At 65.8% G+C, this 21,254-nt stretch carries 16 protein-coding genes; 8 read left to right on the top strand and 8 right to left on the bottom strand.

The window, feature by feature from the left end:
- Nucleotides 1-91: 91 nt before the first annotated feature.
- The 7 genes from LL06_RS13300 to LL06_RS13270 form a co-directional block, all read right to left on the bottom strand.
- A complete protein-coding gene (locus LL06_RS13300) occupies nucleotides 92-829 on the bottom strand; it encodes an SDR family NAD(P)-dependent oxidoreductase (protein ID WP_035527524.1) in 738 nt (245 codons plus the stop codon).
- An 8-nt stretch (nucleotides 830-837) separates the two neighbouring features.
- Nucleotides 838-2,289, bottom strand: coding sequence for an amidophosphoribosyltransferase (gene purF / locus LL06_RS13295; protein WP_244447129.1), 1,452 nt, complete (start codon nucleotides 2,287-2,289; stop codon nucleotides 838-840).
- 66 nt (nucleotides 2,290-2,355) lie between these two features.
- The gene (locus LL06_RS13290; RefSeq protein ID WP_035527519.1) at nucleotides 2,356-2,916 is read right to left on the bottom strand and encodes a CvpA family protein; all 561 of its coding nucleotides are present in this window, start codon (nucleotides 2,914-2,916) and stop codon (nucleotides 2,356-2,358) included.
- A 62-nt stretch (nucleotides 2,917-2,978) separates the two neighbouring features.
- On the bottom strand, nucleotides 2,979-4,388 hold the full coding sequence (gene radA, locus LL06_RS13285) for a DNA repair protein RadA (RefSeq protein WP_035527516.1): 1,410 nt from the start codon (nucleotides 4,386-4,388) through the stop codon (nucleotides 2,979-2,981).
- A gap of 109 nt (nucleotides 4,389-4,497) precedes the next feature.
- Nucleotides 4,498-5,619 (bottom strand): alanine racemase, encoded by a 1,122-nt coding sequence (gene alr / locus LL06_RS13280; protein WP_035527513.1) that lies wholly within the window; start codon nucleotides 5,617-5,619, stop codon nucleotides 4,498-4,500.
- A 9-nt stretch (nucleotides 5,620-5,628) separates the two neighbouring features.
- Nucleotides 5,629-7,161, bottom strand: a complete 1,533-nt coding sequence (locus tag LL06_RS13275) for a replicative DNA helicase (RefSeq protein WP_035527510.1) — start codon at nucleotides 7,159-7,161, stop codon at nucleotides 5,629-5,631.
- 334 nt (nucleotides 7,162-7,495) lie between these two features.
- Nucleotides 7,496-8,005, bottom strand: coding sequence for a hemerythrin domain-containing protein (locus tag LL06_RS13270; RefSeq protein ID WP_081963955.1), 510 nt, complete (start codon nucleotides 8,003-8,005; stop codon nucleotides 7,496-7,498).
- Nucleotides 8,006-8,228: 223 nt separating this feature from the next.
- On the opposite strand from LL06_RS13270, the gene ccoN reads away from it, so the two are divergent.
- The 7 genes from ccoN to LL06_RS13240 all read left to right on the top strand — a co-directional run bounded on the left by ccoN (nucleotide 8,229) and on the right by LL06_RS13240 (nucleotide 17,069).
- Entirely contained in the window at nucleotides 8,229-9,848 is a 1,620-nt protein-coding gene (gene ccoN / locus LL06_RS13265) for a cytochrome-c oxidase, cbb3-type subunit I (protein ID WP_035527507.1), read from the top strand.
- 12 nt (nucleotides 9,849-9,860) lie between these two features.
- The gene (gene ccoO / locus LL06_RS13260; RefSeq protein WP_035527504.1) at nucleotides 9,861-10,592 is read left to right on the top strand and encodes a cytochrome-c oxidase, cbb3-type subunit II; all 732 of its coding nucleotides are present in this window, start codon (nucleotides 9,861-9,863) and stop codon (nucleotides 10,590-10,592) included.
- Between the two features lie 13 nt (nucleotides 10,593-10,605).
- A complete protein-coding gene (locus tag LL06_RS26410; protein ID WP_052161540.1) occupies nucleotides 10,606-10,758 on the top strand; it encodes a CcoQ/FixQ family Cbb3-type cytochrome c oxidase assembly chaperone in 153 nt (50 codons plus the stop codon).
- Nucleotides 10,759-10,761: 3 nt separating this feature from the next.
- The gene (gene ccoP / locus LL06_RS13255) at nucleotides 10,762-11,625 is read left to right on the top strand and encodes a cytochrome-c oxidase, cbb3-type subunit III (RefSeq protein WP_035527501.1); all 864 of its coding nucleotides are present in this window, start codon (nucleotides 10,762-10,764) and stop codon (nucleotides 11,623-11,625) included.
- Nucleotides 11,626-11,898: 273 nt separating this feature from the next.
- Complete coding sequence (locus LL06_RS13250) at nucleotides 11,899-13,332, top strand: hypothetical protein (protein ID WP_052161539.1); 1,434 nt, start codon at nucleotides 11,899-11,901, stop codon at nucleotides 13,330-13,332.
- Nucleotides 13,333-13,507: 175 nt separating this feature from the next.
- Entirely contained in the window at nucleotides 13,508-14,674 is a 1,167-nt protein-coding gene (locus LL06_RS13245; RefSeq protein WP_035527498.1) for a M20 aminoacylase family protein, read from the top strand.
- Between the two features lie 460 nt (nucleotides 14,675-15,134).
- Nucleotides 15,135-17,069: a HAMP domain-containing methyl-accepting chemotaxis protein gene (locus tag LL06_RS13240; protein ID WP_052161537.1), complete on the top strand. Its 1,935-nt coding sequence runs from the start codon at nucleotides 15,135-15,137 to the stop codon at nucleotides 17,067-17,069.
- 76 nt (nucleotides 17,070-17,145) lie between these two features.
- Here the strand turns inward: LL06_RS13240 and LL06_RS13235 are convergent, their stop codons facing one another.
- Nucleotides 17,146-17,964, bottom strand: a complete 819-nt coding sequence (locus tag LL06_RS13235; RefSeq protein WP_035527495.1) for a DUF4198 domain-containing protein — start codon at nucleotides 17,962-17,964, stop codon at nucleotides 17,146-17,148.
- 334 nt (nucleotides 17,965-18,298) lie between these two features.
- Between LL06_RS13235 and LL06_RS13230 the strand changes: the two genes are divergently transcribed.
- The gene (locus tag LL06_RS13230; protein WP_035527493.1) at nucleotides 18,299-21,250 is read left to right on the top strand and encodes a LodA/GoxA family CTQ-dependent oxidase; all 2,952 of its coding nucleotides are present in this window, start codon (nucleotides 18,299-18,301) and stop codon (nucleotides 21,248-21,250) included.
- Nucleotides 21,251-21,254: the final 4 nt, after the last annotated feature.

The following is a 21,254-nucleotide window of genomic DNA, read 5'->3' as shown; positions in this document are numbered from 1 at the left end:
GCCCGGACCCGCTGCCTGCTCCCGGCACGAAGCCTAGAACCGATTTTGCGGGAAGGGAAGCTGTCAGATGGTCGGGGGGAGGGCCGGCGGCCTATTCCGGCAGCCGGTAGTCGAAGAAGCGGTTCTCGGTGACGCGGAACAGCTTGCCGGAGACGGCGCAGCCGGGCTCGCACAGCGGCACCAGCTTGGCCGCCACCTCGGAGGGATGCGGTAGGGCCTCGGGATTTTCGCCCGGAACGGCCTGGGCGCGCATCGCCGTGCGGGTGGCGCCGGGGTCGACCGAATTGACCTTGAGCGCGGTCTTGCTCGTCTCCGCCGCCCAGACCCGCGCCAGGGTCTCGACCGCGGCCTTGGAGGCGGCGTAGGGGCCCCAGAAGGCGCGCGCCGTGTGCGCCACGCCCGAGGACAGGATCAGCGCCCTACCGGCGTCGGACTTGACCAGCAGCGGCTCGACCGACCGGATCACCCGCCAGGTGGCGGTGACGTTGACGGTCATGACCTTCTCGAACACCTTGGCCTCGACATGGCCGACGGGGGAAATCGTGCCCAGCACCGCGGCATTGGCGACCAGGATGTCGAGCTTGCCCCAGCGCTCGTTGATGGCGCCGCCGAGCCGGTCGATGGCCGGCATGTCGGTGAGGTCCATCGGCACCAACGTGGCGCTGCCGCCGTCCGCCCGGATCGCGTCGTCGAGTTCCTCGAGGCCGCCCGAGGTGCGCGCCACCGCGATCACATGCGCGCCTTCGCGCGCCAGCGCCAGCGCGGTGAAATAGCCAATGCCGCGGGAAGCGCCGGTCACCAGCGCGATGCGTCCTTCAAGAGATGCCATGACTGAGATTATCCGTTGTTGGCCAGCAGCGAGAGGCTGCGCACATTGTCCAGATCGCCCTGGTCGGTCAGCGTCGTCGGGTACTCGCCGGTGAAGCAGGCGTCGCAGAACTGCGGGCATTCCGCATTGCGGCCGGGTTCGCGCACGGCGCGGTAGAGGCCGTCGATCGAGACGAAGCCGAGGCTGTCGACGCGGATGAAATCGGCCATCGCGCTCACCGACATGCGCGAGGCGAGAAGCTGGGACTTCTCCGGCGTGTCGACGCCGTAGAAGCACGACGACATGGTCGGCGGGGAGGCCACGCGCATGTGCACCTCGCGGGCGCCGGCCTCGCGGACAAGCTGCACGATCTTCTGGCTGGTGGTGCCGCGGACGATGGAATCATCGACCAGAACCACGCGCTTGCCCTCGATCATGTTCTTGTTCGGGTTGAGCTTGAGCTTGACGCCCATGTGCCGGATCGCCGAGGAGGGCGCGATGAAGGTGCGGCCGACATAGTGGTTGCGGATGATGCCGAGCTCGAACGGCAGGCCCGCCTGCTGGGCGAAGCCGATGGCCGCCGGCGTGCCGGAATCGGGCACCGGGATGATCACGTCGGCGTCGACCGGGCATTCCTTGGCCAGTTCCTCGCCGATCTTCTTGCGCGCCTCGTAGACATTGCGGTTCTCGATGGTCGAGTCGGGACGGGCGAAATAGACATATTCGAAGATGCACAGGCGCGGCGGCAGCTTCTCGAAGGGGAAATGGCTCTCGATGCCCTTGCCGGTGATTACCACCACTTCGCCCGGCTGGACGTCGCGGACAAAGCGGGCGCCGATGATGTCGAGCGCGCAGGTCTCCGAGGCCAGGATGTAGGCGCCGTCGAGATCGCCGATGCAGAGCGGGCGGATGCCCAATGGATCGCGCGCGCCGATCAGCTTCTTCTCCGACAGGCCCACCAGCGAATAGGCGCCTTCGAGCCGGGTCAGGGCGTCGATGAATTTCGGCACGATGCGTGTCTTCTCGCTGGTGGCGATCAGGTGCAGGATGGTTTCGGTGTCGGAGGTTGAGGAGAAGATCGAGCCGCGCTTCTGCAATTCGCGCTGCACGGTCAGCGCATTGGTGATGTTGCCGTTGTGGGCGATGGCGAAGCCGCCGCCGGCGAATTCGGCGAAGAACGGCTGGACATTGCGCAGGCCCTCGCCGCCGGTGGTGGAATAGCGGGTGTGGCCGATGGCGCGGTCGCCGGGCAGCCGGTCCATGACGGAGCGCTTGGTGAAGGTGTCGCCGATCAGGCCGACATGGCGCTCGACCGAGAATTGCGTGCCGTCGAAGGAGACGATGCCGGCCGCTTCCTGGCCGCGATGCTGGAGCGCGTGGAGTCCGAGCGTGACGACGGCGGCGGCTTCGGGCTTGCCGAAGATTCCGAACACGCCGCATTCGTCATGGAAGCAATCGGCTTCGTTTTCGACCGGTGTCACGCCAGTATCAGTCATAGGCTTTGAACCCTTGTATCAACCGCCCGGATGGATCCGGGCCGGAATCGGTCATCCGCTTGTGGCGGGAGCTTCTTCGGCTGCAGGTTCGTCCGAACCCTTGCCGCGCAGGCGCTCAAGGATCGTTGCATCCGCATCGTCGGGCAACATGTTGATCAGTCTCGTGCCGAGCGAATCGAGCATTGGCTTGGACTTGGCATTAGCAACCCATTCAGGCTGTTTCGGGGCGGCCACCAGCCAGTTGAAGAACAGCATGGCGACGACGACCAGCAGCACGCCGCGGGCGGCGCCGAACAGAAAGCCCAGCGTCCGGTCGAGCGCGCCGACGCGGCTGTCGATGATGAAATCGGCGATGCGCATGGTGAGATAGGACACCAGGATCAGCGCGATCAGGAACACCACCGCCGCCGAGCCGATCATGGCGACCTTTTCGGACGAGGTGTAGTTCAGCGCAAAGGGAGTGAGGATGGGATAGAGGAAATAGGCGGCCGCGGCGGCGGCGACCCAGGACGCGACGGCCAGAACCTCGCGCGAAAATCCACGAACCATGGCAAGCACCGCCGAAAACAGGGTGATGCCAAGCAGGATGCCGTCAAGAAGGGTAATAGGCATGAAATCGCGTTCCGTTCAGGCTCAGCCCCCACCGCCGCGTCGGGCGCCCGGATGGGCTGAGTTCAGGTTTCGTCCTCGTCGCCTTCGGTCACCAGCGCGCCCTTGGATCCGGCAATGCGCGCCACCAGATCCGCCAGCGTTTCCATCTGCGACAGGCCAGCTCCCGATTTGGACGGCAGGTCGGCTGATCCCGATGGCAACACTGCGTTGGCGAACCCCAGTTTCTCGGCTTCCTTCAGCCGCAATGCGGTTTGCGCCACCGGCCTGATAGCCCCCGACAGACTGACTTCGCCGAAATAGACGCAATCGGCGGGAAGGGCAAGCCCGGCGAGAGAGGAAACCAGAGCCGCGGCCACGGCGAGATCGGCGGCGGGTTCGGCGATGCGGTAGCCGCCGGCGATGTTGAGGTAGACGTCATGGCTGCCGAGCCGCACGCCGCAATGGGCCTCGAGCACCGCGAGGATCATCGCCAGCCGCGAGGAGTCCCAGCCGATCACCGCGCGGCGCGGCGTGCCGAGGCTCGAGGGCGCCACCAGCGCCTGGACCTCGACCAGCACCGGCCGCGTGCCCTCGATGCCCGCGAAGACGGCCGCGCCCGGCGATTTGGCGTTGCGCTCGCCCAGGAACAGCTCCGACGGGTTGGCGACCTCGCGCAGCCCCTTGTCGGACATCTCGAACACGCCGATCTCGTCGGTGGCGCCGAAGCGGTTCTTGACGGTCCGGAGAATCCGGTAGTGATGGCCGCGGTCGCCCTCGAAATAGAGCACCGCATCGACCATGTGCTCGACCACGCGGGGGCCGGCGATCTGCCCGTCCTTGGTGACGTGACCGACGAGCACCATGGCCGCGCCCGTCTGCTTGGCGTAGCGCACCATGGCGTGCACGCCCGTGCGCACCTGGGTGACGGTGCCCGGGGCCGAGCCGGCCAGGTCGCTCCACAGCGTCTGGATCGAATCGATGATGACGAAATCCGGCCGCTTGCCGTCGGCGAGCGTGGCGAGAATGTCCTCGACATTGGTCTCGGCGGCCAGCAGCACGCCCGAATCGGCCGCTCCCAGCCGCTGCGCCCGAAGCCGCACCTGCGCCACCGCCTCCTCGCCCGAGACATAGATCACCCTGTGGCCCTGCCTTGCGAGTGCTGCCGCGGCCTGCATCAAGAGCGTCGACTTGCCGATGCCGGGATCGCCGCCCACCAGCACCGCCGAGCCGCGCACGAAGCCGCCGCCGGTGACCCGGTCGAGCTCGCTCACCAGCGTCGAGATGCGCGGGGCTTCCTCGATCTCGCCCGAGAGGCTCGCCAGCGCCACCGCCCGGCCCTTTCGCGCGGGCGCGCCCGGACCGCCGCCGATTCCGCCGGTCGGGTCGTCCTCGACGATGGTGTTCCATTCGCCGCAGCCGTCGCATTTGCCGGCCCAGCGCGCATGGATGGTGCCGCAGGACTGGCAGACGAATTGGGTGCGTGTCTTGGCCAAGAGCAAGATCCCTTCTGTTGCCGAGGGTGTGTCAGGAAGATGGCGGTTTGTCCACTGTTTGTTCCTGTTTGTCGACAGGAATTGCGCGCCGGGGCGATGGGCGGCGGCGTCAGTCCCGGTAGTGCCGTTCGTAGCGGCGGCCGAGCGAGGTCAGCATCTCGTAGCTGATGGTGCCGGCGGCGCGGGCGGCGTCCTCGACATTGATGGTTGGGCCCATGAGTTCGACCCAGTCGCCCGGCTTCACCGCGCCCTCGGGCAGGTCGGTCACGTCGAACATGGTCAGGTCCATGGTGATCTTGCCGATCACCGGGACGCGCACGCCGTCGATCGCGCCAGATGCGCCCTGCGGCACGCGCGCGCGCAGCGGCACGCCGGCGCCGGAGGCCGAGCGGTGGAAGCCGTCGGCATAGCCCACGCCGCAGACCGCGATGCGGCTGTCGCGGCTGAGTTCGTGCGCGGCGCCATAGCTCACCGACTGTCCGGCGCCCGCATGGCGGACGAGCAGCACCCGGGTCTCGGCGGTGACGACCGGGGCCATGCGGTTTTCGACCCCCGTCACCGGCTCGCCGCCATAGAGCGCGATGCCGGGCCGGGTGAGCTGGTGATGCGCGGCGGGTCCGAGTCGGATGCCGGCGGAATTGGCCAGACTCGCCTCGACGCCCGGGAAACAGGCCGCGACGCCGGCGAAATGCCTGATCTGGCGCGCGTTCAGCGCGTGGCCGGGGTCGTCGGCGCAGGCGAAATGGCTCATCAGCAGGACCGGGGCAGGGCCTCCGGCCGCGGCGTGGGCGGCCGCCTGTTCGGCCGTCAGTCCCAGCCGGTTCATGCCGGTATCGACATGCAGCGCGTAATCGCGGCCGCCGGCATTGGCGCGCCAGAAACCGGCCTGCTCCGGCGAGTTGACGATCGGGACGAGATCATGCGCCAGAGTCTCGGCGAATGAGGCGTCGAAGATTCCGTTGAGCACGAAGATCCGCGCGTCGGGCAGGAGCGGGCGCAGCCGTGCGCCCTCGGTGGCGTCGGCCACGAAGAAATCGCGGCAGCCCTCGTGCGCCAGCCGCGGCGCCGCCCGGTCCGCGCCCGTGCCATAGGCGTCCGCCTTGACCGCGGCGCCGCAGCGGGCGCTGCCGGAGAGATCGCGCATCAGCCGCCAATTGGCGGCGAGTGCTGCGAGATCGACCGTCAGCCGGGTGGTGGCGGCGGAGTCGGGGAGGGACGGGAGAAGCGTCAACTGGTGGGCCTACTCGTCGTGAACGAACTGGTTGTAGGAATTGTCGGCCAGGTCGGCAAACCGGGTGAATTCGGCTTGGAAGCCCAACTGCACGGTGCCGGTGGGGCCGTGGCGCTGCTTGGCGATGATGACGTCGGCGGTGCCCTTCACCTTCATCATCTTTTCCTCCCAGGCGAGATATTCCGGCGTCTTGATGTCGGCCACGACCTCGTCGGCCGAGCGGCGCGGCTCGCCGTTCTTGACATAGTATTCCTCGCGGAACACGAACAGCACCACGTCGGCGTCCTGCTCGATCGAGCCCGATTCGCGCAGGTCGGAGAGCTGCGGACGCTTGTCCTCGCGGCTTTCCACCTGGCGCGAGAGCTGCGACAGCGCGATGATCGGCACGTTGAGCTCCTTGCCCAGCGCCTTCAGCCCGGTGGTGATCTGGGTGATTTCCTGCACGCGGTTGTCGCTCGACTTGCCCGAGCCGGTCATGAGCTGGATATAGTCGATCACAAGCACGTCGAGGCCGCGCTGGCGCTTCAATCGGCGGGCGCGCGCCGAGAGCTGGGCGATCGAGATACCGCCGGTCTGGTCGATGTAGAGCGGGATCTTCTGCATCATCTGCGAACAGCCGACCAGCTTCTCGAAATCGGCCTCGGAGATCTCGCCGCGGCGGATCTTCGAGGACGAGATCTCGGTCTGCTCGGAGATGATGCGGGTGGCGAGCTGCTCGGCCGACATTTCCAGCGAATAGAAGCCTACGACGCCGCCGTTCTTGGCCTTCATCGAGCCGTCGGCCTGGACCTCGCCCTCATAGGCCTGGGCGATGTTGAAGGCGATGTTGGTGGCAAGCGAGGTCTTGCCCATGCCCGGGCGACCGGCAAGCACGATCAGGTCGGACGGCTGCAACCCGCCCATGCGGGCGTCGAGCGAGGAGATGCCGGTGGAGATGCCCGACAGGCCGCCGTCGCGCTGATAGGCGGCGCCGGCCATGTCGATAGCGAGCGAGACGGCGTCGTTGAAGGACTGGAAGCCGCCGTCGTAGCGGCCGGTTTCGGCGAGCTCGAACAGGCGGCGCTCGGCATCCTCGATCTGGCTGCCGGGCGGCATGTCGAGCGGCGCGTCATAGGCGATGTTGACCATGTCCTCGCCGATCGAGATCAGCGAGCGGCGCTGCGCCAGGTCGTAGATCGCCCGGCCGTAGTCCTCGGCGTTGATGATGGTCACGGCTTCGGAGGCGAGGCGGGCGAGATACTGCGCCACGGTCATGTCGCCGACCTTCGAGTCGGCCGGCAGGAAGGTCTTGATCGTCACCGGGTTGGCGGTCTTGCCCATGCGGATGATGTCGCCGCCGACCTCGTAGATCTTGCGGTGCAGCGGCTCCATGAAATGGGTCGGCTTGAGGAAGTCGGAGACCCGGTAGAACGCGTCGTTGTTGACCAGGATCGCGCCCAGGAGCGCCTGTTCCGCCTCGATGTTGGACGGCGCTTCGCGAAACAGCGGGCTTTTTTCGGCGCGGGCCGGAATCGGTTCGATCTTGCGGGCGGCGTCGCTCATTGTCTCAAATATCCTCGGCGTGATGCGGGCAATTCGTCTGCATAGCGGTGCAGGGCGGCCGTGTCAGCGTGAACGCGGCGCGATTCGACCGAGCACTGATGTTGTGCGCGTTGTCCACACTTGTCCACAGGCGTGGCTGTGACCGGGATCCCACAAGCGCGGAAAATTCCCCAAAAGCGCCCGGGCGAGGTTGTGCCGGATGCCGAATCGGGGGTCGGAGCCACGCCTCCGCGCGGGCCATCCCGCGGCGGCCGGCAGGGGCGGGCAGCGGTGTCGCGCCCGCGAAAAGCCCATGGCCCGGCCGCCGCGTCAGCGGCGAGGACCCGGCTTCGGATCAGGAAGCGTGCGGGTGAGGCAGGCCGGCATCGAGAAGGCCTGCCCTGGACAGCGTGTCCTTCGACAGGAGGTGCTCCATCTCGAAGGCGATGTGCCGGCGCATGGCCTCGAAGAAGCCGCGCAGCATGTAGCCGGTGGCCTCGATATTGACGTCCTCGGTCCCCGATCCCAGCGCGTGCAGCGCCTCCGTCAGTTCCTCGGCGAAACACTCGTCCTCGCAGTGCTCGAAGCGCAGCCGGTTGAGCGTCGCCTCGATTCGCTCGTCGCCCGCCAGCCGCTCGGCGATCAGCGGGAACACCACATCTTCCTCGAAGCGGTGGACACTGCGGATCATCGGACCCAGGGCGCCGGCGGCGTAGAGACATTTCTGCCGGATGACGTTGTCGGGGAGGGAATCGGCGATTTCTTCAAGACGGTCGCACAGCCGCAACTGCTCTGCATGCGCCTTGCGCAGGGCCGCAATCGGATCTTCTCCGTGCATCGGCCGGATTGTAGTATCACCCGTCATCAAGCGTTAATCCCAGTAGTGAGGACTTTTTATTCGGAGTTGTTGCCCTCTATGTAACTACTTTATGGAGGAGCACGGATTGCGTCCTTGATTTGGATCAAGGCAACAATCGGCCGTCTCTGCAAATTGATCGCAGCCCGGCAAAGGGCGGCGGCCTGTCCGTAGGGGACAGGATGTTGGAGTTTGCCCGGGTCCGTTTTGATACCCCTGGGGGATTCCAACCATGAAATACGCATTCGAAACAATCGCCGTGGGCTTGTTTGCCTTCGTGGCGTTGCTCGGCGTGGCTTTCGCCAAGGACGACCTGTTCCAGGCCCATATGTGGGTTCTGTTCGTCGTACTTCTGGTGAGCACCGTGCTTTTGCTGCGGCGAATCAAGTTCTCACACGTTGCCGGCGAATCCGCCGACGACAAATCCGGCTATTTTGACGAGGTGGTGCGCTACGGCATTATCGCCACCACCTTCTGGGGTATCGTCGGGTTCCTGGTCGGCGTCATCGTCGCCTTCCAGCTCGCCTATCCGGATCTCAACATCGAGCCCTGGTTCAATTTCGGCCGCATGCGGCCGCTGCACACCTCGGCGGTGATCTTCGCCTTCGGCGGCAATGCGCTGATCGCAACGTCGTTCTACGTGGTCCAGCGCACCTCCCGCGCGCGGCTGTTCGGCGGCGATCTCGGCTGGTTCGTGTTCTGGGGCTACCAGCTCTTCATCGTCATGGCCGCGACCGGCTATCTTCTGGGCATCACCCAGGGCCGCGAATACGCCGAGCCCGAATGGTATGTCGACCTGTGGCTGACCGTCGTCTGGGTGGCCTATCTGCTGTCGTTCCTGGGCACGCTGTTCAAGCGCAAGGAGCCGCATATCTATGTGGCGAACTGGTTCTACCTGGCCTTCATCGTCACCATCGCGATGCTGCACATCGTCAACAACCTGGCGATCCCGGTCTCGTTCCTCGGCGTCAAGAGCTACTCGGCCTTCGCCGGCGTGCAGGATGCGCTGACGCAATGGTGGTACGGCCACAACGCGGTCGGCTTCTTCCTCACCGCGGGCTTCCTGGGCATGATGTACTACTTCATCCCCAAGCAGTCGGGACGTCCGGTGTTCTCGTACCGGCTGTCGATCATCCACTTCTGGGCGCTGATCTTCCTCTACATCTGGGCCGGTCCGCACCACCTGCACTACACCGCGCTGCCCGACTGGGCGCAGACGCTCGGCATGGTGTTCTCGATCATGCTGTGGATGCCCTCCTGGGGCGGCATGATCAACGGCCTGATGACGCTGTCGGGTGCCTGGGACAAGATCCGCACCGATCCGATCATCCGCATGATGGTGATCGCGGTGGCCTTCTACGGCATGTCGACCTTCGAGGGTCCGATGATGTCGATCAAGGCGGTCAACTCGCTCAGCCACTACACCGACTGGACCATCGGTCACGTCCACTCCGGCGCTCTGGGCTGGGTCGGCATGATCTCCTTTGGCGCGATCTACTACCTGGTGCCGAAACTGTGGAACCGTCCGCGGCTCTATTCGATGCGGCTGGTCAACTGGCACTTCTGGCTGGCCACGCTCGGCATCGTCGTCTACGCGGCGGTCCTGTGGGTCGCCGGCATCCAGCAGGGTCTGATGTGGCGCGAATACAATGATCAGGGCTTCCTGGTCTATTCCTTCGCCGAATCCGTGGCGGCCATGTTCCCCTACTACCTGCTCCGCGCCATCGGCGGACTCATGTACCTCACCGGCGGCCTGATCATGGGCTGGAACGTGCTGATGACGATCCTCGGCCATGAACGCAACGAGGCCCCGATCCCGGGCAGCGTTCCCGCCATGCAGCCGGCAGAGTAAGGAGACAAGACCATGTCACTGCTAGAAAAACACGGTATCCTCGAGCGCAATGCAACGCTCCTGCTGGTCTCCTCCCTGGTGGTGGTCAGCATCGGCGGCATCGTCGAGATCGCGCCGCTCTTCTATCTCGAGAACACCATCGAGAAAGTCGAGGGAATGCGTCCCTACTCGCCGCTGGAGCTGGCGGGCCGCAACATCTACATCCGCGAAGGCTGCTATGTCTGCCACAGCCAGATGATCCGTCCCTTCCGGGACGAGGTCGAACGCTACGGCCATTACAGCCTTGCGGCGGAATCGATGTACGACCATCCGTTCCAGTGGGGATCGAAGCGGACGGGGCCCGACCTCGCCCGCGTCGGCAACCGCTACTCGAACGCCTGGCATGTCGAGCACCTGATCGAGCCGCGCTCGGTCGTGCCCGAATCGATCATGCCGAGCTATTCGTTCCTGGCGACGACCCCGCTCAAGGTGGCCAATGTCACGGCCGATCTCAACGCCAGCCTGCTCGTCGGCGTGCCCTACACCGAGGACATGATCGCCAACGCCGCGGCCGACCTTGCCGCGCAAGCCGATCCCGCGGCCGATACCTCGGGCATCGAGGAGCGCTACCCCAAGGCCAAGCTCGGCGATTTCGACGGCAACCCGGCCGTGGTGACGGAGATGGACGCTCTCATCTCCTATCTCCAGATGCTGGGCACGCTGGTCGATTTCTCGACCTACGACGAAGCCTCCGGCTACCGGTAAGAGGATCTGAACAATGGAAACCTACACCGCAATGCGCCATTTCGCCGACAGCTGGGGACTTGTCTTCATGTTCGTCGTGTTCATTGGCGTGATCCTCTTCACGCTCCGGCCCGGCGCCAAGAAAGCCGCAGCCGAGGCCGCGCAAATCCCATTGAAGGAGGACTGAGACATGTCCGAAAAACACATTGACGACGTATCCGGCGTCGAGACCACCGGTCATGTGTGGGATGGAATCCGGGAACTGAACAACCCGCTGCCGCGCTGGTGGCTGTGGACCTTCTACCTGACCATCATCTGGGCCATCGTCTACATGTTCTTCTATCCCGCCGTGCCCTGGTTCGGCGGAGCGACGAAGGGGTATCTGGGCTATTCCAGCCGCGCCGACGTGGTGGCCGAACTGGCCGACGCCAAGGCCGCGCAAGGGGCCATGCTCGAAAAGATCGCCGCCACTCCGGTGGAGGAGATCGCAAGCGACCAGGAACTGCTGCAGTTCGCCATTGCCGGCGGCGCGTCCGCCTTCAAGGTCAACTGCGCGCAGTGCCACGGCTCGGGCGCCTCGGGCTCGCTGGGCTATCCCAACCTCAATGACGACGACTGGCTGTGGGGCGGCACGATCGACCAGATCTACCTGACCATCGCCCACGGCATCCGCTATGACGGCGACGACGACACCCGCGTGTCGGAAATGCCGGTCTTCGGCGAAATGCTCGAGCCCGAGCAGATCAACCAGGCGGCAGCCTATGTGGTGAGCCTCAGCGGCACCCCGTCCGATCCCGGGCTGGTTGACGCCGGCAAGACGGTGTTTACGGAGAACTGCGCGGTCTGCCACGGCGAGAACGCCGAGGGCCTGCAGGAACTCGGTGCGCCGCGCCTGTCCGACGGCATCTGGCTCAAGGGCTCGACCGAGGCCCAGATCGCCTCGCAGATCCGCAATCCCAAGCACGGCGTCATGCCCGCCTGGGTGGGTCGCCTGGGCGAACCCACGGTCAAGCAACTGGCCGTCTACGTCCACACGCTGGGCGGCGGACAGTAAGGCCCGGTCCGGGCCCGTCTTCGGGGCCTGACCGACTGCGAAACAGGAAACCCGCCGGACGCAGGTCCGGCGGGTTTTTTCATGGGCGGCGGCCGGGGCCGGCCGCGAAGAATCGGTAGAAGAAAATCTCGGAATACAGCCTCAGATTGATTTTCCGCCGGAGTACGGCTATGGTTCCCGCGCAAGCCCGGCGCGCCCGAGCCGTGCCGGCCTGCACCAGGCTCCAGGCGTGGCCGCGACGGCGAAGCGCCGGCCATCCCGGGGGGACATGTCATGGCAGCAACAGGTTGGTATTCCCTGAAATGTCTCTCCGCGGCGGCCGCGCTGGCGCTGGTGCCTTGGCTGGCGGCGGCGCAGGACATCCGCCCGCCCTACGAGCCGATCTCGGCGCTCTACCAGTACATGCAGGAAAACGAGAAGCTCGACGACGCCGTCAAGAACGGCGACCGCGCGGTGGTGCGCACCCATGCCTGGAACCTCTGGGCCGGCATGATGCAGCCGTTGACCAATGAGGAGAACTCCTGGCCGATCTGGTTCAGTTGGCAGACGACGCATCAGGCCTTCGCGCTCGAAAGCGGCGCGCCGGCGCCCAGAGCCCAGCCGCCCCGGCGCGTCCGCTCCGCTACGGCGGAAACCCCGCTGCCGGTCTCGGACGGCGCCAATGTCGACGTCAGCACGCCGCAACCGCAGTACCCGGTGCCGACCTATGTCATCAAGACCTGGCCCGACGCGGTCACGCAGGCCTCCGACGGCAGCTATTCGGTCAATGACGGGAGCTATTTCGTCAACAACGGCGATATCATGATCGCCGTCGAGAGCCTGTCGCAGGAGGCCTACGAGGATATTCGAGGCCGCAAACTCTATCTGAAAAGCACGCTCGAGGACGCGTTCAAGGCGGGCGACAAAATCATCGAGCTGCCGAGGGAATATGTCTCCACCAAGCTCATGTACTGGCCGGTCGCGGCCGAGGGGCTGACGGCATTGCCGGTGTGGACCGAGAATTTCCCGGATTTCTACTCGGGCTATGCCGGTTACGAGCTGTGGAATTCGGTGGTCGCCATCGACCCCGGCAGGAGCCGCGACGGCGAATGGGTGGACGTCGAGTATCTCTACGGCGTCAGGACCCATGAGGGCGCCGAGATCCCGCCGCAGCGCAAGCGCGCCAATGTGGTGTCGATCGACCGGTTCTATCATCACAAGGTCACGCAGGCCGACTGGGATCTGTTCAGCGACGCCGACAAGGCGATCATCAACGCCGCCAGCCTGTGGCTCTCCGACAGGCCGTTCGGCGTGGGCGACTATCTCGTCACCGTGGCCTCGCACATCGTCACCAAGGAGATCGACAGTTGGACCCTGCAGAGCGTCTGGTGGTCGCGCACCCCGGACCAGGGGCCCTATGCGCAGAACCGCCCGCGATTGCCCGAGGCGGCGGGGCCATGGGATCATTACCTGATGACCGACGCCTATGCCTATGAGCCCGACGCCAGCGGCAATCTCGAAAAATCGGTCAATCCCTATATCGAGGGCGTCACCCACCCGATCGCCACCAGTTGCCGCAACTGCCACGTCCGCGCCGGCATCGGCGCCACGGGGTACCAGACACCGCTGTGCTACGGCCTGCTGACGCCGCTGACGCCGGACAGCGCCTGTTTCGACGGCGCGCTGCTCACGGACTTTAGCTGGATCATCGCTGACCGGGCGCACTGAGCCCCGCGTGAAGTGGCGGCGGGCGCTGCCTCGCACGGATCGGACGACTGCGCGACGCCCGCTGAGCGGCAAGAGCGGTCGTTTCCGCTCCGCCTCCACCCCTGTTTCATCCCCATCCCTTGCCACTGCCGCCAACTCGGCGCAAATTTGGGGAATAGAGCAACCGGAGAACCCCATGCCCGTCATCAACCGTTTCGCCGAGATGCTGCCGGAAATTGCCGGCTGGCGCCGTGACATCCATGCCCATCCCGAACTGCGCTTCGAGGAGCACCGCACCGCGGCGCTGGTGGCGGAGAAACTCAGGGAGTTCGGCTGCGACGAGGTGGTGACCGGCTTCGGCGGCACCGGCGTGGTGGGCGTGATCACCGGCAGGTCGAACGCCTCGGGCCGGACCATCGGCTTCCGCGCCGACATGGACGCGCTGCCGATCCAGGAGGCGACCGGCCTGCCGCATGCCTCGACGATCCCCGGCAGGATGCACGCCTGCGGCCATGACGGCCACACCTCGATGCTGCTCGGGGCTGCGAAATACCTCGCCGAGACGCGCAATTTCGACGGCCGGATCGTGCTCGCCTTCCAGCCCGCGGAAGAGGGCGGCGGCGGCGCGCGGGCGATGATCGAGGCCGGCCTGATGACGCGCTGGGGCATCGAGGAGGTCTACGGCATGCACAACATGCCCGGCCTGCCGCTGGGCGAATTCTCCGTGCGCAGCGGCCCGCAGATGGCCGCGCCCGACAAGTTCGAGATCATCGTGCGCGGCATCGGCGGCCACGGCGCGATGCCGCACAAGGGCGTCGACACGACGCTGGTCGCCTCCCACATCGTCGTGGCGCTGCAATCCATCGCCGCGCGCAATGTCGATCCGCTCAAGAACGTGGTCGTCTCGGTGTGCGGCTTCCGCACCGAGACCGACACCTACAACGTGATCCCCGATTCCGTGCTGCTGCGCGGCACCGTGCGGACCTTCGAGCCCGAGGTGCAGCAGCTCGTGCGCGCCCGCATCGACCGGCTGGCGACGATGACGGCGGAAGCCTATGGCGCGGTGGCGGAGGTCACCCATGTGTCGGGTCCGCCGCCGCTGGTCAATCACGACCGGGAGGCGGGACTGGCGGCCGAGGCCGCGCTCAGCGTCTGCGGCGTGGCGCATCGCGATCACGATCCGATCATGGGCGGCGAGGATTTCTCCGAAATGCTGGTCGAACGCCCCGGCGCCTATCTGTTCATCGGCAATGGCGACAGCGCCGACCTGCACAACCCGTCCTACGAGTTCAACGACGAGGCGATCCCGCTCGGCTGTAGCTGGTACGTGACGATGGCCGAAAGGCGGATGCCGCTCGCCTGACTGTTCGGATCAAGCCGGTCCCGGCGAAGTGATGGCCCGGCGCCTTTCGGTCTGTGTCCGGACTCCGAGCGGCGGCGGCAAGAGCCGTTTTCGCGACCCGCTGATCTTCCCCGCAGCCCGCGCCGGACTCCAATGCCTGCCGCGCCCAATCGGGCTCCATCGGGCGATACCGCCCATGCCTTCCTTCACGGAGCTGCAGCGACCTATCTGCGTCCAGGGGGACGCGCGGCGCCGTCGTCCGGCGGCCGTTACCGTGCGGGATAGAGCGGGATGCAAGCGGAGCGGCAGGGCATGGCGACCAGGACCCGCCTGTTTCGATTTGTGCAGTTTTTTCAAGCGGAAGGCCCTTGCCTAGGTCAAATATAGTAACCGCATTTCAAAAAGTCTTTACCCGGCATTAGTAAATCTCTCTGGCGCCTGGCATTCGTCATGGCATCTGTTTTCAGCGGAGACTCTCGAAATGAAACGTCCAAGCATCAAACTCTCGCTTGTGGCTGTTTTTGGTCTGATCGTGGCAATCTGTTCCGTCACCGGATATGTTGCCATTCACGGACTGACACAGACAAACGATGCGACCACGGAAATCGCCACCAACTGGCTTCCGAGCGTCAAGATCGTCAATGTGATCAATACCGCAACGTCAGACTACCGGATCGCCGAAGGGGCGCACATTCTTTCGACGACTCCCGAGCAGATCGCCAAGGCGGAAGGCGAGATCGAGGCCGTTGCCGCGCAGATCGCCGCCGCCCGCACGACCTATGAGGGGCTCATCTCTTCGGAGGGCGAGCGCCAGGTCTATGACCGGTTTTCAAAGGAGTGGGCGACCTACGGCACTCTGCACACCCAGCTCATCGACCTGTCGCGGCAGAACAAGAACGAGGAAGCCACCATCCTGTTCAAGGGCGAGTTGCGTGACGTGTACGACAGCGCCTCGGCCCATCTGGTGGAGCTCATCAATATCAACGACGCCGGAGCGAATGACGCCTATGTCAACAGCGCCAGCGCCTATGGCACCACCCGCACCATCACCTTCGTCACGCTCGGCCTGACCGGTCTCATCCTTGCCGGCGCGATGTATTTCGTCCTGGCCGGCGTGGCGGCGCCGATCACACGGATTACGGCGTCGATGCGCGATCTGGCGGCTGGCGACACCGACAAGGCCATTCCCTTTGCCGGACGCGCGGATGAAATCGGCGCCATGGCCGGTGCGGTCGAGGTGTTCCGCCAGGCGGCGCTCACCAACAAGCGGCTGGAAGCGGAGGCCGAAAGCAGCCGCAAGCAGGCCGAACTGACCCGGCTCGCCGACCAGGAGCGCGCCGAGGCCGAGGCCGCCGAGCGCATGCGCCAGGCGACGGCCGGGCTTGCGGCAGGCCTCAAGCGGCTCGCGGCCGGAGATCTCTCGTTCCAGCTCACCGAGGCCTTCGCGGCGGATTTCGAAGGGCTGCGGCAGGATTTCAACACCTCCATCGTCCAGCTTGCGCATACCCTGACCGCCGTCTCGCAAAGCATCGGCAGCATCACCAATGGCAGCCAGGAGATCTCCTCGGGCACCAACGATCTGTCCAAGCGCACGGAGCAGCAGGCCGCGGCGCTGGAGGAGACGGCAGCCGCGCTGGATGAAATCACCGTGAACGTGTCCAACTCGTCCAAGCGGTCGGAAGAGGCCCGCCAGGTGGCGACCGAGGCCAATGCCTCCGCCGCCAGGTCGGGCGAAGTCGTCAGCAGGGCGGTTGCGGCCATGAACCGGATCGAGGGCTCGTCGAACCAGATCTCCAACATCATCGGCGTCATCGACGAGATCGCCTTCCAGACCAACCTCTTGGCACTCAATGCCGGCGTCGAGGCGGCGCGTGCCGGCGAGGCTGGCCGCGGCTTCGCGGTCGTGGCCCAGGAAGTCCGCGAACTGGCCCAGCGCTCGGCCAAGGCGGCCAAGGAGATCAAGGGCCTGATCGAGACCTCCACGCACGAGGTCTCCGAAGGCGTCCAGCTTGTCACCGAGACGGGCACGGCGTTGAAATCGATCGGCGACGTGATCGTGGTCATCAACAGCCACATGGAGGCGATCGCGACCTCTTCGCGCGAGCAGTCGACCGGGCTTGCTGAGGTCAACACGGCGGTCAATCAGCTCGACCAGACCACCCAGCAGAATGCCGCCATGGTGGAGCAATCCTCCGCCGCCGCGAGCACCCTCGCCAACGAGGCCGATACGCTGCGTCAGCTCATCAGCCAGTTCAATCTCGGCACCGGCTCCGCGCAGGCCCAGACCCAGAGTCAGGCATTGCGCCAGACGGCCGCCAGGATGAGCGCTCCTTCGAGCCGCGTCAGCAGCCGGCCTTCACCGGCTCCCCTGAAAGTGGCTTCGGGCGGCGCCGCCCAGGGATGGGACGAGTTCTGAGAACTGCTGTCGTCCAACAAGGCCCGGCCCCGCCAGACAGCGGAGCCGGGCCGTTTTGTTTGAAGGGCGCAGCGTCCTACTCCACCGCAAAGGTCAGCGACGCCCAGTAGCTCTCCCAGTCGGCGTTGCGGTCGGCGGGCGCCTCGATCATGTGCACGGACGACGCCAGATAGGTTCCGGCGGCGGGGAGGGGGAAGCGGGCCAGGCCGGTCTCGTCGGTCCGGGCAACAACACGGGTGGCCGCGCCGCCCTCCGTGCCGCGGCGGAACAGGGCGACCTGCGTGTCGGCGAGCGGCGCGCCTTCCCACAGCAGCGTGAAGCCGATCTCCTTGCCCGATGACAGCGTCGCAGGATTCTCCGCCGCAACCAGTTCGAGCCGCATGCCGGTGGCGCGGTCCTGCTCTTCTGCTGCGTCTCCGACCGTTACAAGCGCCTTGGCGCAGCGGGTGTAGAGTTCGCGTATGTCATCGCGCGCCAGCCCGCGGGCCGCGTGCAGGTCGGGGATCGCGTCGAGCCCCTCATAGTCGAGATAGAAGGCGAATTTCTCCCAGTCCTGGAACCGGATCCGCTCGGCCACCGAGACATAGGTGAAGATCGTCAGCCCCTCGGTGCGCGGTAGGAGCTTGAGCGCCGGCAGGTCGCCGGTCGTGCCCGCGACATCGGTCTCGCCGTCGCGGTCGTGGCGCCTGAAGGCTGCGAAGCGGGAGGGGATATAGGGGAAGGCGTCGCCCTTGAAATCCTGGCCGATGCGGATGTCGGCGCTGATCTCTTCCCCGGCTGCGACCGAGAAATCCTGCGGCTCGATCCAGAATTCATGCGCCGCTGCCGGCGTGACCTGATCCCACGCCAGCATCAGTCCCAGAATGGCAAAGCATCGTGCAGGGTATCGGCGCATGGTCGGTCTCCGCGGTATCAGTCCCGATCCATCCCATCTCCCGCCCGATCAATCAAGCGCCCGCCGCGAGATCGCGGCCTGGCCGGGACGGAGACCTCGGCGGGGTGAAGCCGCGAACAGGAAATACCGAAATCTGGGTGGATGGAGAAATCACCCGAAACTCTTTCAGAGATAAAACGTCTCAACTGTATAGAATTGTTCTCTTGCAAGAAAAATACTTTTCGGAATTCAGCTATATTTCCTATGTTACAGTTTTCCAGGCAAAGGTTTTCCGCTAAATTTTCAGTCATTGCCAGATATAGGGAAATTCACCATAAAAAATCAGGGGAAGGGCATGGAAAAGGAACCGCCAGTACCGGAATGCTTCGAAACCGACGCGACCTCGACCGAACGGCTGGTCGAGATGTTCGTGGAAATGGGCCAGGCGCGGCGCACCCGCGTCGACCCGCCTCCGGCTGAGCGGGCCGTGTTCCGCAAGCTGCACGGCGTCGCCCACGGCTATCTCGAGCGCCATGCGGACATGCCGGAGCATCTGCGCGTTGGCATCTTCGCCCATGAGCGGCTCACCGCCTGGATGCGGTTTTCGAGCGACACCGCGCCGATGGCGCCCGATCTCGGCAGCACGCTCGGCATCGGCCTCAAGCTGTTCGGCGTTCCGGGCATGAACGCACTCGGCGAGGAGGGCGAAACCGCCGACCTGATCCTGCAGGCGGCGTCGCGCTTCTTCGTCGACGACGCCCGGCAGATGGTCGAGTTCACCTATGCCGGGGTGGTGCAGAAGAACTACGACGCCTATCTCGCCCGGCACCCCGAGACCAACGCCATCCTCAACGCGATGACCGCGCCCAAGGGCTCGGTGCTCACCACCACCTACTGGGCGCTGCTGCCGTTTCACCTGGGCGACGAGATCGTCAAGTACCGGCTGGAGCCGGAGACGCCGCCCGAAAACGTGCCCGACGACGCGACCGACTACCTCAAGACCGACATGACCAACCGGCTCGCCGAACGGGAGTACCGCTTTACCCTGTCGGTGCAGATGCGCACCGATCCGGCGCTCATGCCGCTCGACCAGGCGATGGTCGAGTGGCCGGAAGAGGCAAGCCCGTTCCGGCCTGTCGCGACGCTGGTGATCCCGCGCCAGCGCATCGATGCGCGGGGCCAATCAGACTACGGCCAGAACCTGTCCTTCAACATCTGGCGGGTGCCGCCCGCCAACCGGCCGAGCGAAGACTCCTCGATCGCGGTGGTCCGCCGCGAGGTCTATGCCGCCGGCGCCAAGCTCAGGCAGACCGCCAACGGCCAGTTGATCGGCGACCCGGTCACGCCGCGCGCCGCCGAACCGATGCCCGAGGAACGGGACGACTGCATCGTCCAGGCGGTGATCCATCCGGCCATCGGCGTGGCGCGGGTGGGCTCGAGCGAGGAATTCTTCTACGGACCGGAAGTGATCGATCCGGCGCCGCTGCCGCCGGGCAGCTATCGCGACGCGGAGATGCGATTGAAGCGCCAGGCCGCGCGCTTCCGCATCTATGGCTGCAACGCCCGCGGCGAGATCGTGCGCGAGCTCACCGGCGAGGGCAGTGACGCCAAGATCCGCTGGTCGGTGCAGCTCGCCAACCAGAAGGCGGCCTGGTACGGCTTCCAGCTTGCGCTCGACATTCCCGAGGCCAATTACGCGCCGCCGACGACGCTGCGCAATCCCGGCGTCGCTGACCGCACGCGGCTGGCGATCACGCCGGAGCCCCGGTCCGTCGACGGCGCCAATGCCGGGCCGGAGCGGTTCGAGGGCGCCTTCATGGACATCCCGGTCTATCTCGGCGAGATCATGACCGATGAGGCGGCGCGGCTCACGGTGCTCGGCGGCATGGGGCGCAGCCAGAGCCATGACGGCAGCGCCGCCATCACATTCGCCAACAACGAGGGCTGGTATGACGATGTCTCCGACGGGCCGGTGACGGCAGAGGTGATCCTCAACGGCCAGCGCCTGCAGGTGGTGCCGGCCTGGGTGGTGGTGGCGCCGCCCAATTACGGGCCGCAGCGCAAGTCGGTGCGGACCATGTGGGACCTGATGCGCGACATCGCCATCAAGGCCAGGATGCTGCCTGCGCCGCAGCGGCCGTCCTTCACCGGCGAGATCCTGCCGATCTTCGAGCGCATGGCCGGCCTGCAATGGACCAATGCCGGCTTTGCCGGCGGCTTCGGCTGGGAGGGCGCCTTCGACCTGACCAGCGGCGAGGCGCTCGCCTGGCTGTCCAGCACCAGCCCCGCCTACCGGGAGCAGCGCCGGGTCATCTACAACAATTTCCGCAATTTCACCCGCGACAGCGTCTCGCCGGTGCCCTGGCCCTGGCTCTATGGCGACGCCATGAACGTGCCGCCCGCCGACACGCCGCGGCAGAATTCGGTGCTGAGCGACTGCCAGATGGCCATGCTCAAGCGCTGGGCCGAGGGCAATTTCGTGCCCGATTACGATCCGGACCGGCGGCCGGTGCGCGCGGTTGACGAGCTGCCGGTGCAACAGCAGGGCGAGATGCTGACGCGCGCGGCGCTGGAATTCTGCCTGGCGGATGCGTTTCATCCGGGCTGTGAGATGACCTGGCCGGTGCGCGCCAGCACCATGTACATGGCGCCGTTCCGCTTCCTGCACGCGCCGAAGGGCTGGATCGAGCCGCAGCAGAGCGAGGTTCTGACCACCGATTCGGTGACGATCCCGAATGGCCCGCTCTACGGCCAGCTGCCCGGCGGCATCACCCGCTGGATGGCGGTGCCGTGGCAGACCGACACCAGCAGCTGCCGCTCGGGCTATACGCCGGCCTACGACCCCTATGTGCCGAGCTTCTGGCCGGCGCGGGTGCCCAACGAGGTGCTGACCAAGGAAAACTACGAGATCGTCATGGACAAGAGCCGGCCGCTGTCGGAACGGCGCAAGGCGTTTGCCAACCGCGAGGCCTGGATCGAGCCGCTCGGCGCCGACGGCTACACCCACCAGATCAACAACATGATCCAGCATTTCGATTTCCTCGGCGTGGTCGAGGTGCGGGAAGGACCCGGCGACGCCGATTTCCCGGCCGAGATCGAGGTCGAGGATTACGCCAAGCTGATCACGCCGGAGGAGGAGCATTACCGCGAGCGCGAAAGCCCTGCGATGGTGGCGACCTCGCCCGGCCCGGCGGTGAGGTCGCTCGCGGAGCCGCGCCGCCGTGGCGTCCGCTCGGCGACCGAGGTCGACCTGTCGTCGATCGACCTCGTCAACCGGTTTCCGCGCGGCCTGCCGCCGCAACGGTGAAGGC

This window comes from Hoeflea sp. BAL378 (genome assembly GCF_000759435.1).
Lineage (GTDB): Bacteria > Pseudomonadota > Alphaproteobacteria > Rhizobiales > Rhizobiaceae > Hoeflea.
The sequence above is the reverse complement of the archived record's forward strand: the minus strand, read 5'-3'. Positions and strand labels throughout refer to the sequence as shown.

Bases quoted from the DNA above. Each gene is read 5' to 3' on its own strand.
- LL06_RS13240 (WP_052161537.1), top strand. From the start codon at position 15,135: ATGAAACGTCCAAGCATCAAACTCTCGCTTGTGGCTGTTTTTGGTCTG.
- LL06_RS13250 (WP_052161539.1), top strand. From the start codon at position 11,899: ATGGCAGCAACAGGTTGGTATTCCCTGAAATGTCTCTCCGCGGCGGCC.
- LL06_RS13290 (WP_035527519.1), bottom strand. From the start codon at position 2,916: ATGCCTATTACCCTTCTTGACGGCATCCTGCTTGGCATCACCCTGTTT.
- LL06_RS13235 (WP_035527495.1), bottom strand. From the start codon at position 17,964: ATGCGCCGATACCCTGCACGATGCTTTGCCATTCTGGGACTGATGCTG.
- ccoP (WP_035527501.1), top strand. From the start codon at position 10,762: ATGTCCGAAAAACACATTGACGACGTATCCGGCGTCGAGACCACCGGT.
- LL06_RS13230 (WP_035527493.1), top strand. From the start codon at position 18,299: ATGGAAAAGGAACCGCCAGTACCGGAATGCTTCGAAACCGACGCGACC.
- ccoN (WP_035527507.1), top strand. From the start codon at position 8,229: ATGAAATACGCATTCGAAACAATCGCCGTGGGCTTGTTTGCCTTCGTG.
- LL06_RS13300 (WP_035527524.1), bottom strand. From the start codon at position 829: ATGGCATCTCTTGAAGGACGCATCGCGCTGGTGACCGGCGCTTCCCGC.
- LL06_RS13245 (WP_035527498.1), top strand. From the start codon at position 13,508: ATGCCCGTCATCAACCGTTTCGCCGAGATGCTGCCGGAAATTGCCGGC.
- LL06_RS13275 (WP_035527510.1), bottom strand. From the start codon at position 7,161: ATGAGCGACGCCGCCCGCAAGATCGAACCGATTCCGGCCCGCGCCGAA.
- LL06_RS13270 (WP_081963955.1), bottom strand. From the start codon at position 8,005: ATGACGGGTGATACTACAATCCGGCCGATGCACGGAGAAGATCCGATT.
- ccoO (WP_035527504.1), top strand. From the start codon at position 9,861: ATGTCACTGCTAGAAAAACACGGTATCCTCGAGCGCAATGCAACGCTC.
- LL06_RS26410 (WP_052161540.1), top strand. From the start codon at position 10,606: ATGGAAACCTACACCGCAATGCGCCATTTCGCCGACAGCTGGGGACTT.